This window comes from Pseudomonas sp. FA-1, from assembly GCF_056856075.1.
Genome location: NZ_JBWXTH010000003.1, coordinates 240459 through 254757, shown reverse-complemented (window position 1 = coordinate 254757; position 14299 = coordinate 240459). Strand labels below are relative to the sequence as shown.

Annotated in this window: 18 protein-coding genes and 1 pseudogene; 15 read left to right on the top strand and 4 right to left on the bottom strand. The window is 60.2% G+C overall.

Annotated elements, in window-relative coordinates; translation table 11 throughout:
- Positions 1-57: 57 nt before the first annotated feature.
- A complete protein-coding gene (tig, locus tag AC1MHZ_RS08125; RefSeq protein ID WP_084854803.1) occupies positions 58-1371 on the bottom strand; it encodes a trigger factor in 1314 nt (437 codons plus the stop codon).
- Between the two features lie 251 nt (positions 1372-1622).
- Positions 1623-1922, bottom strand: a complete 300-nt coding sequence (locus tag AC1MHZ_RS08120; protein WP_084854804.1) for a DUF6388 family protein — start codon at positions 1920-1922, stop codon at positions 1623-1625.
- A 951-nt stretch (positions 1923-2873) separates the two neighbouring features.
- Between AC1MHZ_RS08120 and AC1MHZ_RS08115 the strand changes: the two genes are divergently transcribed.
- The 3 genes from AC1MHZ_RS08115 (at position 2874) to AC1MHZ_RS08105 (ending at position 4919) form a co-directional block, all read left to right on the top strand.
- Complete coding sequence (locus AC1MHZ_RS08115; protein ID WP_482966239.1) at positions 2874-3191, top strand: hypothetical protein; 318 nt, start codon at positions 2874-2876, stop codon at positions 3189-3191.
- 58 nt (positions 3192-3249) lie between these two features.
- Positions 3250-3915, top strand: a complete 666-nt coding sequence (locus AC1MHZ_RS08110) for an SOS response-associated peptidase (RefSeq protein ID WP_482966238.1) — start codon at positions 3250-3252, stop codon at positions 3913-3915.
- Between the two features lie 95 nt (positions 3916-4010).
- Complete coding sequence (locus AC1MHZ_RS08105; protein WP_482966237.1) at positions 4011-4919, top strand: DUF6236 family protein; 909 nt, start codon at positions 4011-4013, stop codon at positions 4917-4919.
- A gap of 33 nt (positions 4920-4952) precedes the next feature.
- On the opposite strand, the gene AC1MHZ_RS08100 is transcribed toward AC1MHZ_RS08105, so the two are convergent.
- Both AC1MHZ_RS08100 and AC1MHZ_RS08095 read right to left on the bottom strand, forming a co-directional pair.
- Positions 4953-5993: a phage portal protein gene (locus AC1MHZ_RS08100; protein WP_482966236.1), complete on the bottom strand. Its 1041-nt coding sequence runs from the start codon at positions 5991-5993 to the stop codon at positions 4953-4955.
- On the bottom strand, positions 5990-7747 hold the full coding sequence (locus AC1MHZ_RS08095; RefSeq protein WP_482966235.1) for a terminase ATPase subunit family protein: 1758 nt from the start codon (positions 7745-7747) through the stop codon (positions 5990-5992). Before AC1MHZ_RS08095 ends, AC1MHZ_RS08100 begins: the two co-directional genes overlap by 4 nt.
- 151 nt (positions 7748-7898) lie before the next feature.
- On the opposite strand from AC1MHZ_RS08095, the gene AC1MHZ_RS08090 reads away from it, so the two are divergent.
- The 12 genes and pseudogenes from AC1MHZ_RS08090 (at position 7899) to AC1MHZ_RS08035 (ending at position 14245) form a co-directional block, all read left to right on the top strand.
- Positions 7899-8753 carry a GPO family capsid scaffolding protein gene (locus tag AC1MHZ_RS08090; protein WP_482966234.1) on the top strand — a complete coding sequence of 285 codons (855 nt, stop codon included), beginning with the start codon at positions 7899-7901 and terminating at the stop codon, positions 8751-8753.
- A gap of 43 nt (positions 8754-8796) precedes the next feature.
- Positions 8797-9813: a phage major capsid protein, P2 family gene (locus AC1MHZ_RS08085; protein WP_482966233.1), complete on the top strand. Its 1017-nt coding sequence runs from the start codon at positions 8797-8799 to the stop codon at positions 9811-9813.
- Positions 9814-9817: 4 nt separating this feature from the next.
- Positions 9818-10519, top strand: a complete 702-nt coding sequence (gpM, locus tag AC1MHZ_RS08080; protein WP_482966232.1) for a phage terminase small subunit — start codon at positions 9818-9820, stop codon at positions 10517-10519.
- Positions 10520-10625: 106 nt separating this feature from the next.
- A complete protein-coding gene (locus AC1MHZ_RS08075) occupies positions 10626-11102 on the top strand; it encodes a head completion/stabilization protein (RefSeq protein ID WP_482966231.1) in 477 nt (158 codons plus the stop codon).
- On the top strand, positions 11102-11308 hold the full coding sequence (locus AC1MHZ_RS08070; RefSeq protein WP_482966230.1) for a DUF7415 domain-containing protein: 207 nt from the start codon (positions 11102-11104) through the stop codon (positions 11306-11308). Before AC1MHZ_RS08075 ends, AC1MHZ_RS08070 begins: the two co-directional genes overlap by 1 nt.
- Positions 11308-11520 (top strand): tail protein X, encoded by a 213-nt coding sequence (locus AC1MHZ_RS08065; protein ID WP_253080595.1) that lies wholly within the window; start codon positions 11308-11310, stop codon positions 11518-11520. The genes AC1MHZ_RS08070 and AC1MHZ_RS08065 overlap by 1 nt, the downstream gene beginning before the upstream one ends.
- A 42-nt stretch (positions 11521-11562) precedes the next feature.
- Positions 11563-11868: a phage holin, lambda family gene (locus AC1MHZ_RS08060; RefSeq protein ID WP_480461807.1), complete on the top strand. Its 306-nt coding sequence runs from the start codon at positions 11563-11565 to the stop codon at positions 11866-11868.
- On the top strand, positions 11865-12725 hold the full coding sequence (locus tag AC1MHZ_RS08055) for an N-acetylmuramidase domain-containing protein (RefSeq protein ID WP_482966229.1): 861 nt from the start codon (positions 11865-11867) through the stop codon (positions 12723-12725). The genes AC1MHZ_RS08060 and AC1MHZ_RS08055 overlap by 4 nt, the downstream gene beginning before the upstream one ends.
- Positions 12725-13093: pseudogene (locus AC1MHZ_RS08050) on the top strand (Rz-like lysis system protein LysB); the annotation flags it as partial. The gene AC1MHZ_RS08055 and the pseudogene AC1MHZ_RS08050, both read left to right, overlap by 1 nt.
- Positions 13014-13280 (top strand): Rz1-like lysis system protein LysC, encoded by a 267-nt coding sequence (gene lysC, locus AC1MHZ_RS08045; RefSeq protein WP_480461803.1) that lies wholly within the window; start codon positions 13014-13016, stop codon positions 13278-13280. The pseudogene AC1MHZ_RS08050 and the gene lysC, both read left to right, overlap by 80 nt.
- Complete coding sequence (locus AC1MHZ_RS08040) at positions 13264-13797, top strand: phage tail protein (RefSeq protein ID WP_482966228.1); 534 nt, start codon at positions 13264-13266, stop codon at positions 13795-13797. The genes lysC and AC1MHZ_RS08040 overlap by 17 nt, the downstream gene beginning before the upstream one ends.
- Positions 13790-14245 (top strand): phage virion morphogenesis protein, encoded by a 456-nt coding sequence (locus AC1MHZ_RS08035; RefSeq protein ID WP_482966227.1) that lies wholly within the window; start codon positions 13790-13792, stop codon positions 14243-14245. The genes AC1MHZ_RS08040 and AC1MHZ_RS08035 overlap by 8 nt, the downstream gene beginning before the upstream one ends.
- The last annotated feature ends 54 nt before the right edge of the window (positions 14246-14299 follow it).

The window sequence follows — 14299 nt, the reverse complement described above, 5'->3', positions numbered from 1 at the left end:
TACGCACAAGCCAGCTCGAAGGCTGGCTTGTGGGGGTTTCCTACGAGAGAAGACCTATCACTCAGCGGCGGCAGGTGCCTGTGCTGGCTTGACAGCTTCTTCGTACGAGACCGATTTGTCGGTCACAGTCGCTTTCTGCAGGACAGTATCTACAACTTGTTCTTCCAGCACAACCGAACGGACTTCGTTCAGCTGCTGGTCGTTCTTGTAGTACCAGGCGATGACCTGCTCTGGCTCCTGGTAGGCCGAAGCCATTTCCTCGATCATTTCGCGGACCTTGGCTTCGTCCGGCTTGAGCTCGAACTGCTTGACCACTTCGGCGACGATCAGGCCCAGGACCACACGGCGCTTGGCCTGCTCTTCGAACAGTTCGGCCGGCAGCTGCTCAGGCTTGATGTTGCCACCGAACTGCTGGACAGCCTGCACGCGCAGACGGTTGACTTCGTTTTCCAGCAGGGCTTTCGGCACGTCGACCGGGTTGGCGGCCAGCAGACCGTCCATGACCTGGTTCTTGACCTTGGCCTTGATGGCCTGGCGCAGCTCGCGCTCCATGTTCTTGCGAACTTCGGCGCGGAAGCCTTCCAGGGTCGACTCCTTGATGCCGAACTGGGCGAAGAAGTCTTCGTTCAGCTCAGGCAGCTGCGGGGCCGAGACGCTGTTGACGGTGATGGTGAACTCAGCGGCCTTGCCGGCCAGGTCGAGGTTCTGGTAGTCCTCGGGGAAGGTCACGTTGACAACGCGCTCTTCGCCCGCCTTGGCGCCTACCAGGCCGTCTTCGAAGCCCGGGATCATGCGACCGGAGCCCAGCACCAGCTGGGTACCCTTGGCCGAACCGCCGGCGAAGGCTTCACCGTCGATCTTGCCGACGAAATCGATGTTGACCTGGTCGTCGTTCTGCGCGGCGCGCTCGACAGCCTCGAAGCGGACGTTCTGCTTGCGCAGCACTTCCAGCATGTTGTCCAGGTCGGCGTCAGCCACTTCGGCGCTCAGGCGCTCGACGTTGATCGACTCCAGGCCGCCAACGGTGAATTCCGGGAAGACTTCGAAGATCGCGACGAACTCCAGGTCCTTGCCCTTTTCGAAGGACTTCGGCTCGACGGCCGGGGCGCCGGCCGGGTTCAGCTTCTGCTCGACCACGGCTTCGTAGAAGGAAGCCTGGACCAGGTCACCGAAGGCTTCCTGGCGGGCTGCGTCTTCGTAACGCTGACGGATCACGCTCATCGGCACTTTGCCAGGACGGAAGCCTGGAACCTTGGCGCGACGGGCAGTCTGTTGCAGACGCTTGTTGACTTCGTTCTCGACGCGCTCGGCCGGAACGGCGATGGTCATGCGACGCTCGAGAGCGGAAGTGTTTTCAACAGAAACTTGCATGGATATTCCTCGTTGCACAGACGTTAGCCGGCGATTGCCCGACTCCAGAATCAAGGGCAAGCATTCTAGTGACTCACGCACCAGAAGTCACCCCACCCGGGACGACGGGAAACCACGCCGGTCGATTTCCTTGAAAGGCCCAGGCGGCGTGCCGTGGGGCGCTTTACGGTTCGGTACCGCGCGACAGTGGATGCACCTCGCGCTGGCTGTAAAAACTTGTTAAACAAATGCAGCTATATAGAAGCAGGCACTTATCGGCCAGCGACCTCGTTGAACTGGCAGTACTCCTCCCAGCTCATGCCCAGCGCCTCGGCAACCTCACGGTGCACCTCAAGGCGCATGGCCTGCAGCTCTTCGGGGTTTTCCGCGATCAGTTGCAAGGCCAGCTCCCAGGGTTCGATACCCTGCTCATCGGCCGCATCTTCGAACGCCCACTGGATCTGCTGAGCCTGCTCATGTTCATCCAGCTCGCGAATGTCCTCGAGCAACTGCGGGTTGGCTTGCGCGAAGCGTTGCAACGCCAGGGCCTGGCGGGCTTCTTTTGCAATCATGACGATTCCTCTGCCGACCCCTTGGCCGGTGTTTCAACCGACTGAAATCTATCAGCTTTCGCCAGGGCGCCACCAGTGGATTGCACGGAAGCTGGCAGCGCGAGGAGGAAGGCCGATACGCGCGCACAAAAAAAGCCGCTCTAGGCGGCTTTTTCCGGGCGTTTCGCGCAATGGGCGAAACTATGTATGGTGCGGACGAAGAGACTCGAACTCATCAACCAGCTATTGATCTGGCTGGAGGCCTTGATTTCCGGGCGTTAGAGCGTGCGCGTGAGCGTCTTTTTGTTCCCAGAGTGTTCCCAGCGCGGGTATGTACGTCACCCTGCCGAGGTGCCCCCCTATAGAGGATTGCCGTTTAAGGTTGACCCATCAAAAAAAGGTAATTTTGGTAATTGAATTTTGAAAATCCTCTGGAAGCCACGGAGATCAAGGGCTGTAGCGATTTTTGAAAAGGTAATTTTTTGGTAATTGGAAGGTAATCGGATTACCTCTGTGAAGGGTTGGACAAGGGAAAACCGCACCCCTTTAAAATCAATCACTTACGAAAAAATTACCTTTCCCCTTACCTTTAATTACCTTTTTTGGTAATCGCCCAAACCCTTGCGCCACAAGGCTTTCAGGGGTGTTCCAGCCCCCTCCTAACCGAAATTACCCTTTTTTGATGCCCTCTCTTAAAAATCGAAGGAAGCGAAGGGGCTATAGCTCAGAAATGGCCCTTACTGCAGGGAATCGCAGAAAAACGCCCTCCCCTACAGTTGCCAGACCGCCCAGGGAAAGCGCCGGACGAACGGTCGTGCAGGGGTGCAGAAAAACCGACACGTTTAGACCGCAGGCGTGGCGTGGGGACGAGGGCGCGCGCCGGGTGCTGGTCGCACCGACCGACTACCCTCTCGCCAGGCCAGCTGCCAAATGATACTGTATGCGCATACAGTATTACCTGAAGGGCCCGCGATGCTAATTGATGACGATGAGTTCGACCTGGGCATGCCCACTCACGAGGAATTGCTCAAGCACCAGGTAGTGGTGATGACCCATGAGACCGAGCAGGTGTGGCAGCATCTCGCTAGGGCCAATCGGAATATTCGGAAGCTGACGATGATCAACGAAGGGCTGAACAAGCAGGTCATGGGTCTGCAGCGGGAAGTGAGGGAGCTCAAGGCTCAACTGACCTTTGAGATAAACACGCACCCGGGAATGTTCTCGACTTGGGGTGGTAAGCCTGACGTTCGGATCTGGCGAGAGATTGCGCCCGTCTACCCGATGCTTTGATGGCACACACCCGGTACGCGATAGCTATTCTTGCTGAATTGCGCCAGAGGATTCGACCATGTGTGGACGGTTGTCCCAGTATCGCGGGCTGCATGAGTTTGCCGATGCACTCAATATGGAAGGCGTATGGCGCAACAACATAGGCACGCAACCCCTTCAGCGCTACAACGTTGCGCCAACCACATCAGTCGCTGTGCTGCGCTGTGACGAGGCTGGTCCTCGGGCCGACCTGGTGAAATGGGGGTGGCGACCGCATTGGGCTACCGACCGTGCCGCCCCGATTAATGCCCGAATAGAAAAGGTTGCCCATAGCCCCTTTTTCCGCTCAATCTGGCCAAACAGGGTGATTGTTCCTGTCGATGGATGGTTCGAGTGGGTCGACGAAGGCGGTCCCAAAAAGCAGCCTTACCATATACGACGACGCGACGGTCACCCAGCTCTTTGCGCATCGATTGGACAGTTCCGTAATAATGAAAGCGACGGTGTCGTGATCATCACGGCTGACGCCCTCGGAGGCATGATTGACATGCATGATCGTCGTCCTGTAGTGCTATCCCCTACTCTCGCATGCGAATGGGTCCAGTTGAATATGGCCAGCGAACAGGCCGAACAAATGGCTTTAAACTTGGGGGAGCCCGCCGAGCTTTTTGAGTGGTATCGAGTCAGTACCGCTGTGGGCAACGTCCGAAACCAAGGGCCGGAGCTAATTCTACCTGCCTTCTGACCCTGCTCCGTACATATGCTCACCAGCAAAACCCAAAACCTAAAGCACAAACCTATTGGATTTAACCACCAACACCAAAACACAAGAGCAAAATTATGGGCGAAGCAAAATATAGAAAGGCTCACGATCCCGATTACGGAAAGCCCAAAAAAGCTGCTACCGGGCGAGGGCTTATACTCTCACCACCAGTAACAATAAATGGAGAGACCATCAGTACCCATGGAGGATTAGACGCTCAAGACCTTCGTTTTGCACTAACCTACTGGGATAGGCTTGCTCTGCCAGACAACAATGTAATCAGCTTTGGCGCCCCCCCTGAAGCTCAATATCTTGAAGACTGTGGGGTGCTTCGTAGACCTCGCGTCAGCTTTAGTGGCCTGACAAGTGGAGCTTACGCTGTATACCAGACCCAGGAGCTTGCGCTGATGCTCTATGAGCAGGAGGACGAGGGCGCTTGGTCAATTCATGAAGGGATTAATTCTGTCAAGCGAGTTGGGGTCGAAGCTAAACAGGACGGAACGCTGATTCAGCTACTTAATGCTGTACCTGTACCTGGACCAGAAGTCCCACTGGCTGAAATATTAGAATTTAAGGCTAAACGAAGGGATGAGTTACTACACTTCCGGCAGCATTTCGACGCTTTATCTTCTAGCATCAGCTCCTCCGACACGATGGAAGCTGAGTTAGCGAAGACACTGAAAGAAATTGACGATAGCTGCGCCAATCTCTTGAAAGTAACACGTGAATGGCAATTCCCGGTAAAACTAACAGACACGAAAGCCTTTTTGAACTTCGACATAGGAAATGCTTTTAAAGCAGCCGGGAGCGCTTACGCCGCAAGTTTGAAATCTTTCGGACTATCTCAAACAAGTTCAATTATTGCGGCTGCGGGGGCGGCGATTGCGAGCCAAATAAAGCTTGAACCGGCACCAGCACTCCAAAAAATAACAAGGCCACGATCTCCGTATAAATACGCTTATATGGTACGACGTGACCTTCAATGATTTGCAAGCCGGCCCAAGTGCCGGCTCATTCCATTACGGCTGTGGGAAGCGTACGACTTCCTCCCCGAGCCACTCATTGATCTGGGAGAGCCTGGCCTGAACTGGCTCCAGTTCATTCTGGGTCCAGATCTCCGTGGCCTCCTTGATCGAGCCGAACCCGCCAGCGTTCTGCGGCACAATCCCCATCAGCTGCGGTGGGATGCGCAGGGCGGCGAGCAGATCGTCCCGGCTGATGTTCTTGATGGCGCCGAAGTCGTCCTTGGCCGCCACCTCGCTGATCGGCAGCAGTTGGATGCCGTCCTTCTTGCCACCTGGTGCGTACATGAACAGGTTGCGGAAGTTGCCTGGTCCCTTGCTGTTCTTCATCGCATCGCGCAGGTCATCGACGAATTTCTCGTTGTGGGCAGCGTCGGTCATGTACAGGATGAAGCCAGCATGGCTGCCGTTCTGGTAGTACTTGCGACGGAACAGCGTGGCGCTCTCATTGAGCAAGGCACTTTGCAGCGCGGCCATCCACTCGGGTAGGCCGTACACCTCCTGGTTAATATTGGCCTCGCGCAGGTGGCAGATGGTACCGGTCTTGAATTCGTGCTCGTCCTTCCATCCACGCACCTGGTAGTAGGTGGCCAGGTCTGTTCCGCGGCGCATGTACTTGGCCAAACAGGGCTGCAGGCCCAGGGCCTGGCCGAGCATGTTGTCGCGCTTCTCCAGGTACAGGTTCCCGCACCACCCCCAATCCATGACGATCTGCTCGAAAGCCTGACGGCTCAGCAGCTTGTGTGGGATGAAGCTGCGCACCAGCATGTTGCGCCTGAAGGTCAGTCCAGACTGAAGGTAAACGCTTGCGTTGGTTGAGCGGGCTAGGCCGTCGAGGTTGACTGGCGGCTCGTACCAGCGGCCATTTGACCAGCATTCCAAGTAGTCCAGGATCTCGCGCCCGTCCAGCACTGGTACCGGGTCGCCGAAGGTGAACGCCACACTCTGGCCTCCCTCCCCTTTGACCAGCAGCTCGTCGCCTGCGGGCGGCTGCTCCAGGTTGCCGCCTTTCTGCCGGCGATTGCGCGATTTGCTCATTGATAGATCTCCATGATGCCGGTGTTGGCCACGGTCTGGCCTTCCAGCGGCTCGTTGTGCAATGCATGAAAGAGCGCCCACGCCAGGTCGGCGTGGCCGGTTGTATCGTTGCGGCCGGCGGTGTAGGTGAACTGCCGACCGCCGGGGGTGATGGTCTTGCGGATCGCCATCAGCGACTGGGCGAGGTCTGTCCAGCCGGCATCGAACTCCAGCCGGCCCTTGCTGATCACGTCCCAGGCCTTCATCACCAGGCGAGTCTTGACCTCTGGGTTGTAGGAGAAGGTGCGCAGCCCAGGGAAGAACTGGCGCACCAGCTGGGCAACGGCGCTACCCATACCGGTGGTGTCGATGCCGATGTAGGTCACCCAGTACCGTTGTGTGACCTTGCGGATCGTCTCGGCCTGGCTGTTGAAGTCCATCCCGCGGAACTGGTGTCGCTCGAGCACCCGGAACTTGCCGCCCGGTACCAGCGGCGGCGCGACAACGATGAGGCCCGCCGTATCCCCAGTCTCGGCCGGGTCATAACCCACCCAGACCTGCCGATCGGCGAAAGGCCTGGCAGCGAACGGCTTGTAGTCGTCCCACTCCGTCCAGCTATCGACCATGCACGGCTGCAGCAGCGCCAACGGGAAGATGCTCGCGCCGTCGTCGACGAACTCGCACATGAGCAGGTTCTGGAACGCCGCGGCGTCATACTCCAAGCGCAGTTCGTCCAGGTCGAACAGGTCGCAGCCCCGCTCCTCGGCGTCCATGATCGTGACGATCTGCCGCCAGATCCGGTCCTCGCACAGGCGGCCCATCTGCAGGGCGCTGTGGGTGACGTCCAGTTTGATGTGCTGCGCCGTCGGCTTGCCCTTGTTGAAGCGCTCACCGGTCCAGAAGGTGTAGGCCTCATGAGCCATGGAGCTGGGCGTCGAAAAGTAGGTCCGGCGGTACTGTTTCTGCATCGCCATGCCTGACGCGACCTTGTTCAACTCCTTGAACTTGAACGTCCAGAAGAACTCGTCGAAGTAGAAGTTGCCGTGGTAGCCCTGGGCAGTCCGGGCGTTTGTGCCGAGGAAATGCAGCTCGGCGCCGTTGGCCAGGATGATCGGGTCCCCCGAAAGCTCTACGCCGATTGTGTCGCGGGCAAAGGCCTGGATGTAGGCCTTGAAGATGTGGGCCTGGGCCTTGCTGGCGGACAGGAAAATCTGGTTGCGCCCAGTGGTCAGTGCGTCGATCAACGCCTCACGGGCGAAGTAGAACGTTGCACCGATCTGACGTGACTTGAGGATTGCCCGTGTCCGCTGGGTGCCGGCGCGGTACCAGTCTTTCTGGTAGTCGAAGCATCCTTCGAGGAACGCGTCGAGCAGTTTCTCGACCTGGTCCTCGTCGATCTCGTTTCGCTTCGCCTTTCGCTTCGGCCCCTCGTTGCGCTTGGCCAGCTCAGGGTTTAGGTCCGTTTCGGTACCGCCCCCCTTGTAACGCTCAATGCGCGCTTGGCGCTCCAGCTGCCGGTGCAGCAGGTCGATTTCTTTGTAGTCCGCGCCTGATTTCGGGTCCTTGAGGATCAATTGCACCAAGCGGGCCTCCGTCGCCGCCTGGATCCTCTCCAGCGGGGTGGCCCGGTCCCACTCGTCGCGGGCTTTCCAGCTGTGCAGGGTTTTCTCTTTCTCGCCGATCAACTCGGCGATCTCGCACACGCGATAGCCCTGCCAATACAGGTGCTTGGCGTGGCGGCGATGATCTGTGGGTAGGTCGACTATGGCGTTCATGGCGCCGATGCTGCCGCTCGCGCGCGCGTTCCCCTATCTCCGTCCCCTGTAGGGCCCGGGCCTACAACTGCAGTGCGTTGCCGCCAAGCAGCGTGCTGCGGACCATGCCCCCATCGCAAGGCACAACGCCACCGCATCGAGGATTTCAAGCATGGCCGACAACACCGACTCCCCCGCCAAAAAATTCCGCTCCAAGTGGTTCCGCGTTGCCGTAGAGGGCGCCACCACTGATGGTCGCACCATCGAACGCAGCTGGATCGAGGACATGGCCAGCACCTACAGCCCCAATACCTATGGCGCTCGCATCAACTGCGAGCACATCAAGTGGGCCTGGCCGGGCGGCGAATTTGGTGCTTATGGCGATGTGCTGGCCTGTAAGGCGGAACAGGTCGAGATCAAAGGCGAGAAGAAACTGGCCCTGTTTGCTCAGTTGCAGCCCAACGACGCGCTGCTCGCCCTGAACAAGCAAAACCAGAAGATCTACACCTCGGTGGAGATCGATCCCAACTTCGCCAAAACCGGCAAGGCCTACCTGGTTGGCCTGGCCATCACCGACACCCCGGCCAGCCTGGGCACCGAGGCACTGCAGTTCAGTGCTCAGCATGGAACCCTGAACAGCCGCAAACAAAACAAGGACAACCTCTTCACTGCTGCCGAAGAGGGCGTCCTCGAGTTCGAGGAAACCAGCGATAGCCCCAGCATGTTCGCGGCGTTGCGCGAAAAGGTTGGTGGTCTCCTCAAAGCGAGCAAGGACAAGGAAGGCAAGGACGCCGCCAATTTCGCCGCCCTGGGCGAGCTGATCGAGCAGTTGGCTACACATGGCGCCAAGCAAGCCGAAGAGCTGGAAAAAGGGCAGAAGGCCTTCACCGAGTTGGAGGACAGGCTCACCAAGCTCAGCGCGGATCACGAAGACCTGGTCAAGCGCCTGGCCGAAACCAAAGACCACACCCAGAAGGATCGCCCGCCGGTTTCCGGTGGTGCCGGCAATGCCGTCACCGACTGCTGATCCCAAACGGACATGAAACAGCCAAGGACAACCGGAGAACACCATGCGTAACGATACCCGCACCCAATACGGTGCCTACCTCGAACAGATCGCCAAGCTCAACGGCGTTAGCGATCCAACCAAAACCTTCACTGTCACGCCCTCGGTCCAGCAAAAGCTGGAGTCGCGGATGCAAGAATCCAGTGACTTCCTGTCCCGAATCGGCATGCACGGTGTCGATGAGCTCAAGGGGGAAAAAATCGGCGTAGGTGTGAGTAGCACCATTGCCGGCCGTACCGATACCAGTGGAGATGGTGTCCGCGTTCCTCGCGACGTGTCCGGCCTGGACAAGCAAGGGTACGAGTGCGAGAAGACCGACTTCGATACCGCGATCCGTTACGCACAGCTGGATGCCTGGGCGCGCCACAAGGAATTCCAGACCTTGCTGCGCGACGCCATCCTGCGTCGCCAGGCGCTGGACCGAATCATGATCGGCTTCAACGGTACTTCCGCCGCGCCGACCACTGACCGAGCCGTCAACCAGTTGCTCCAGGACGTCAACATCGGCTGGCTCCAGCAATACCGCAACAATGCCCCTGCCCGCGTGCTCAAGGATGGCAAGGTCGCCGGCAAGATCGTCATCGGTACCGGTGCCGATGCCGACTACAACAACCTCGATGCACTGGTTTTCGACGCCATCGCGAACCTGATCGACCCGTGGCACCGTAAAGACCCTGGCATTGTGGTCATCCTGGGCAGCAACCTGGTGCACGACAAGTATTTCCCGTTGGTGAACAAGGAACAGCCGGCGTCCGAGAAGCTGGCCACCGACATGATCCTGTCGCAGAAGCGCATGGGCGGGAAACAGCCGGTGGAAGTGCCCTATGTGCCGGACGGCGCGGCCCTGATCACCAGCCTGGAAAACCTGGCCATCTACTGGCAGATCAGCGGCCGCCGACGCTACACCCAGGAAAACCCGAGCAAGAACCGCATCGAGAACTTCGAATCCAGCAACGACGCCTATGTCGTCGAGGACTACGGTCTCGGCTGCCTGGTCGAAAACATCGAGCTGGGGGCATAACGCCATGGCCATCAGTCCAGCCAAGCGCCATTTCATCAAGGCGACTGCAGCTTTGGAGGCTGCAGCCACTGCCCCGGCCGCCCTGATGGATGGCCTGAACGGCTACGAAATGCAGCTCGCCCAGCTTCACCAGGACAAGCTGCGCTTGTCGAATGTCCAGTCCATGGACGGCAAAGCAAAACTCAAGGCTGCCCTGCTCCCAACCTACGAGCCGTATGTCGCTGGCGTGCTGACCGCTGGCCGTGGGGCTCAAGACGAGGTGTTGACCACCGTTATGGTCTGGCGCTTCGACGCCGGCGACTGGGTTGGCGGCTTGGATATTGCCGAGTACGTGTTGCAGCACGGTCTCAAGCTGCCCGACCGCTTCAACCGAACCGCAGGTTGTACTGTTGCCGAGGAAGTTGCCGAGGCAGCACTCAAGGCCCTCAAGTCGAGCGAAGAGTTCCCGATCGAGATCCTGGCCCGTGCTGCCGAGCTGACCGAGGAGGAGGACATGCCGGACCAGGCCCGCGCCAAGCTGATGCTTGCTCTCGGTCGGGTCACCCTCCTTGGCCTCGATGAGGCGAACCCCGGCCAGCCAGGCGCTGTACAGGAAGGTGTCGACCACCTGCGGCGGGCAATCAAGCTGCATGACAACTGCGGCGGCAAGAAAGAACTGGAGCGCGCCGAGCGCCTCCTCAAGAAAATCGCTGGCCCCGCCGGCTAACCGAGCGTCCCACGCAACCCGGCGGCTCGGGGCGGATCAGCAGGCTTTCTCCTTGGCCTGGCTGTGAAGCCCCGACCACCGCCGATCTATTCAGAGCACCGCGATCATGAGTGGATTCATTCCTGGCGGCCTGCCGCCCAGTACCCCGGTACCCGGCGTGCATATCAATAGCGAGCCCTTCTGGCCCTCGATCGACCTGGACAAGTTGCGCGAGACCTTGCGCATCGACTCCAGCGTCACGCCCGCCAGGCTCGAAACCGCCGTCGTCGCGGCTTTAATCAGCGTCAACCGTGATCTCGCCGTATGGCGTGTAGCTCAACAGGCAGCGGGCCATGACTCGCTGGAGACTGTTCCAAGCGAGAAGGTCCAGGGCCAATCCCAGCTTGTGTACCTCTACAAGCGCGCCATCGAGTGCGCGGCTGGTGCAGAGGTCTGTGAGCGGTACCGCGGCTACGACACCACAGCCAGCGGCAACAAGAAGGCTGACGAGACTGAGCCCACTGTCGACGACTACCGGCGCGACCAGCGCTGGGCAGTCCGGGACATCCTGGGTACGTCCCGCACCACCGTGGAACTGCTGTGATGGCCAGCCTGATCATCGACTGGAACGAGCTGTCCCGCCGTGGGCTCCTGGTTCGAATCAACCGAGAAATCCTACATCCGCTGGGCCTGGCGGTATGCCGTGATCCAGAAACAGGCCTGTCGCCTGGAGCAGTCGTGTCCGATACGGGGCCCTTTGTTTATCCCGACGACGTAGGCCCAGGTCATGAACCGAAGGGGGACGAGTGATGGCCACTCAGCTCCGCACCCAGCAAAACGACACCGTCGACGCCCTGTGCTGGCGGCACTACGGCCGTACTGCGGGGGTCGTCGAGGCCGTCCTCGATGCCAACCCTGGCCTGGCCGACCGTGGCGCCGTGCTCCAGGCCGGCGTGCTGGTCAACCTGCCCGAAATCCAAACCTCTGCGCCTGAGCGCCAGATGGTGAACCTGTGGGAGTGACCGCCCATGCCCAAACCCACCCGAAACCATGGAAGGACTCCAATGCCTGACCGTCCTGATACCTGGGCCTTCCTGGCCACCTGGCTCGAGAACAATTGGCCCGGACTGTACGCCGGGCTTATAGCCATCCTGATGGCTGCCCTACGCGTGATTTATGACGGCGGCTCGCTTCGGCGGCTGCTGAGCGAAGCACCGTTATGCGGTGCAATCGCGCTCTCGGCCAGCCACGGGCTGTCGTTGGTCGGCATTCCGCTTAGCGCGGCTCCGTTCTTCGGCGGGGTTATCGGCCTGCTCGGCGTCGAATTTGTCCGCGCCAAGGCGAAAAAAGCATTGGAGGAAAAGCTGTGACCACTCTCCGCCATGGCGACCGCTCCCAGGCGGTGCGCGACTTGCAGCGCAAACTCATTGACCACGGCGCCAAGATCAGTGCCGACGGCGTGTATGGTGATGCCACCGAGGCCGCTGTCCGCGCCTACCAGCACCGGGCCGGCCTGGTCGCTGACGGTATCGCCGGCCCTAAGACCCTGGCCAGCCTGCAGGGCGCCGACTGCGCTCACCTGCTGAAGAATGCCGACATGGTGCGAGCTGCCGACCGCCTGGGCGTGCCCCTGGCGGCCGTGTATGCGCTCAACGAGGTCGAGTCCAAGGGCCGCGGCTTCCTTGATAACGGCAAGCCGGTGATCCTGTACGAGCGACACATCATGTACGCCCGTCTGCAGAAGGTTCGCCGGCCCGGTGATGACCAGGACGACCTGGAACAGTTGGCCGACCAACTCAAGCAGCGCGCCGACGAGCTCGCCAAGCAGTTCCCCGCCTTGGTGAACCCCAAGTTCGGCGGGTATATCGGCGGTACCGCGGAACACCAGCGCCTGGCCCAGGCCCGAATGATCGACGACCAGGCCGCCTTGGAGTCCTGCAGCTGGGGCGCATTCCAGGTGATGGGGTTCCACTGGGAGCGCCTGGGCTATCCCAGCGTCCAGGCCTTCGTTGAGGGCATGAGCCGTAGCGAGTCGGACCAGCTCGAGGCTTTTGTCCGTTACATCGAGGCCGACCCTACCCTGCTCAAGGCTCTCAAATCGCTCAAATGGGCCAAGGTGGCCGAGCTTTACAACGGCCCGGACTACAAGCGGAACCTGTATGACGTGAAGCTGCAGCGCGCCTTTGAGCGGTATCAGGGCTGCGGCTGTGGACAGGAGGCGGCCTGATGGACCTGCGCGACGGGTTGCTGGCTGGCGCACTTTTCGCTGCGGTTTCGGCAGGGCTGTGGGGTTGGGGTCAACAGCTCCTGCTCGGGACTGAAAAGGCCAAGACCACAGGTTTAAAGGGCCAGCTCACAACCGCCCAGGCCGATGCCCGCCGCAACCTGGCCACCGCCACCGAACTGAAATCCACCCTGGAGCGCGAGCGCGACGGCCAAGCCCAGCTCTTGAAGATCCAGAGCGAGCTGCGCCAGAGCTTGGCCACTCGTCAGCGCACAATCGAGGCACTCAAACATGAAAATGACCAACTTCTGGACTGGGCTCGCCAGCCTTTGCCTGACGCTGCTAGCCGGCTGCGGGAGCGTCCCGCTCTCACCGGCGCCGACGCTTACCGTCAGTGGCTGTCCGGTAGTGGTGCCGTGCGTCCTGCCGGCGACGGCGCCGAGCGCCAACGGGGATCTGCTCAATGATCAGGACCGTATCGAGCAGGCCTGGGCCGAGTGTGCCGCCCAAGTCGACCGTGTCTATCAGCACCAGGTAAACCATGAACAAGCCCAATAGCCTTCGCGACCACCTGCTCGCGGCTGTCCCAGGCCTCAAGCCGAACCCCGACGCGCTGCTGATGTTTATCGACGCCGGCAATGTGCGCTGCACCGCGGCCCCGACCCTGTCGTTCGAGTACAGCTACACGCTGCAAATCATCCTGACCGACTTCGCGGGCCACCCTGACAGTGTGATGCTGCCGATACTTGGCTGGCTCAGGATCAACCAGTCGGAGCTACTAGTGAACCTGGACAAAGCCCGTAACAGCCTCAAGTTCGAAGCTGACCTCATCGACCGTAGCAAGGTCGACCTGAGCATTACCCTGCCGCTGACCGAACGTGTCGTGGTGAAACGCCAGGCTGACGGAACCTATGACGTCAGCCACCCCGGCGAACCGCAGTACGAGCCATACCAGGACTATGGCGAGGTGACCATCTTCGCGGATGGCCAGCCGCTTGCGTCCTGGCAGCCGCCGCCGGCGCCGGAAGGCATGGCCCTGTCGGTACCGCACCCAAGGCGACCAGACCATGGCTGATCTCGAAGCCCTGGAGGACTGGGTAAGTCCGCTCCTACAGCGCATCGAGCCGGCCGAACGTACCAAGCTGGCCCGCTCGATCGCCCAACAACTCAGGCGCAGCCAGAACCAGCGCATTGCAGCGCAACAGAACCCGGACGGCTCGGCGTATGCGCCCCGCAAGCCGCGACAGCTGCGCGGGAAGCAAGGGCGGATCCGGGCCAAGGTGAAGATGTTCCAGAAGCTGCGCACCGCGACCTTCATGAAAGCCCGTGGCGACGCCTCGGCGGCCACCGTGGGTTTCACTGGTCGTATCGCCAAAATCGCACGGGTACACCAGGAAGGCCTGCGCGACCGGGCAGCCCGCAACGCACCGACCGTACAGTACGACCAGCGCGAGCTCCTCGGCCTCACCGATGCCGAGCTTGACCAGGTCCGTGACACCTTGCTTGCCCACCTGACCCTGTAACACACCGCCATACAAGGCCCCGGTGATGCGCGCACGCGTAGGCGGCGCGACCAT

Coding starts and splice junctions, on each gene's coding strand:
- tig (WP_084854803.1), bottom strand. CDS start 1,371: ATGCAAGTTTCTGTTGAAAACACTTCCGCTCTCGAGCGTCGCATGACC.
- AC1MHZ_RS08120 (WP_084854804.1), bottom strand. CDS start 1,922: ATGATTGCAAAAGAAGCCCGCCAGGCCCTGGCGTTGCAACGCTTCGCG.
- AC1MHZ_RS08115 (WP_482966239.1), top strand. CDS start 2,874: ATGCTAATTGATGACGATGAGTTCGACCTGGGCATGCCCACTCACGAG.
- AC1MHZ_RS08110 (WP_482966238.1), top strand. CDS start 3,250: ATGTGTGGACGGTTGTCCCAGTATCGCGGGCTGCATGAGTTTGCCGAT.
- AC1MHZ_RS08105 (WP_482966237.1), top strand. CDS start 4,011: ATGGGCGAAGCAAAATATAGAAAGGCTCACGATCCCGATTACGGAAAG.
- AC1MHZ_RS08100 (WP_482966236.1), bottom strand. CDS start 5,993: ATGAGCAAATCGCGCAATCGCCGGCAGAAAGGCGGCAACCTGGAGCAG.
- AC1MHZ_RS08095 (WP_482966235.1), bottom strand. CDS start 7,747: ATGAACGCCATAGTCGACCTACCCACAGATCATCGCCGCCACGCCAAG.
- AC1MHZ_RS08090 (WP_482966234.1), top strand. CDS start 7,899: ATGGCCGACAACACCGACTCCCCCGCCAAAAAATTCCGCTCCAAGTGG.
- AC1MHZ_RS08085 (WP_482966233.1), top strand. CDS start 8,797: ATGCGTAACGATACCCGCACCCAATACGGTGCCTACCTCGAACAGATC.
- gpM (WP_482966232.1), top strand. CDS start 9,818: ATGGCCATCAGTCCAGCCAAGCGCCATTTCATCAAGGCGACTGCAGCT.
- AC1MHZ_RS08075 (WP_482966231.1), top strand. CDS start 10,626: ATGAGTGGATTCATTCCTGGCGGCCTGCCGCCCAGTACCCCGGTACCC.
- AC1MHZ_RS08070 (WP_482966230.1), top strand. CDS start 11,102: ATGGCCAGCCTGATCATCGACTGGAACGAGCTGTCCCGCCGTGGGCTC.
- AC1MHZ_RS08065 (WP_253080595.1), top strand. CDS start 11,308: ATGGCCACTCAGCTCCGCACCCAGCAAAACGACACCGTCGACGCCCTG.
- AC1MHZ_RS08060 (WP_480461807.1), top strand. CDS start 11,563: ATGCCTGACCGTCCTGATACCTGGGCCTTCCTGGCCACCTGGCTCGAG.
- lysC (WP_480461803.1), top strand. CDS start 13,014: ATGAAAATGACCAACTTCTGGACTGGGCTCGCCAGCCTTTGCCTGACG.
- AC1MHZ_RS08040 (WP_482966228.1), top strand. CDS start 13,264: ATGAACAAGCCCAATAGCCTTCGCGACCACCTGCTCGCGGCTGTCCCA.
- AC1MHZ_RS08035 (WP_482966227.1), top strand. CDS start 13,790: ATGGCTGATCTCGAAGCCCTGGAGGACTGGGTAAGTCCGCTCCTACAG.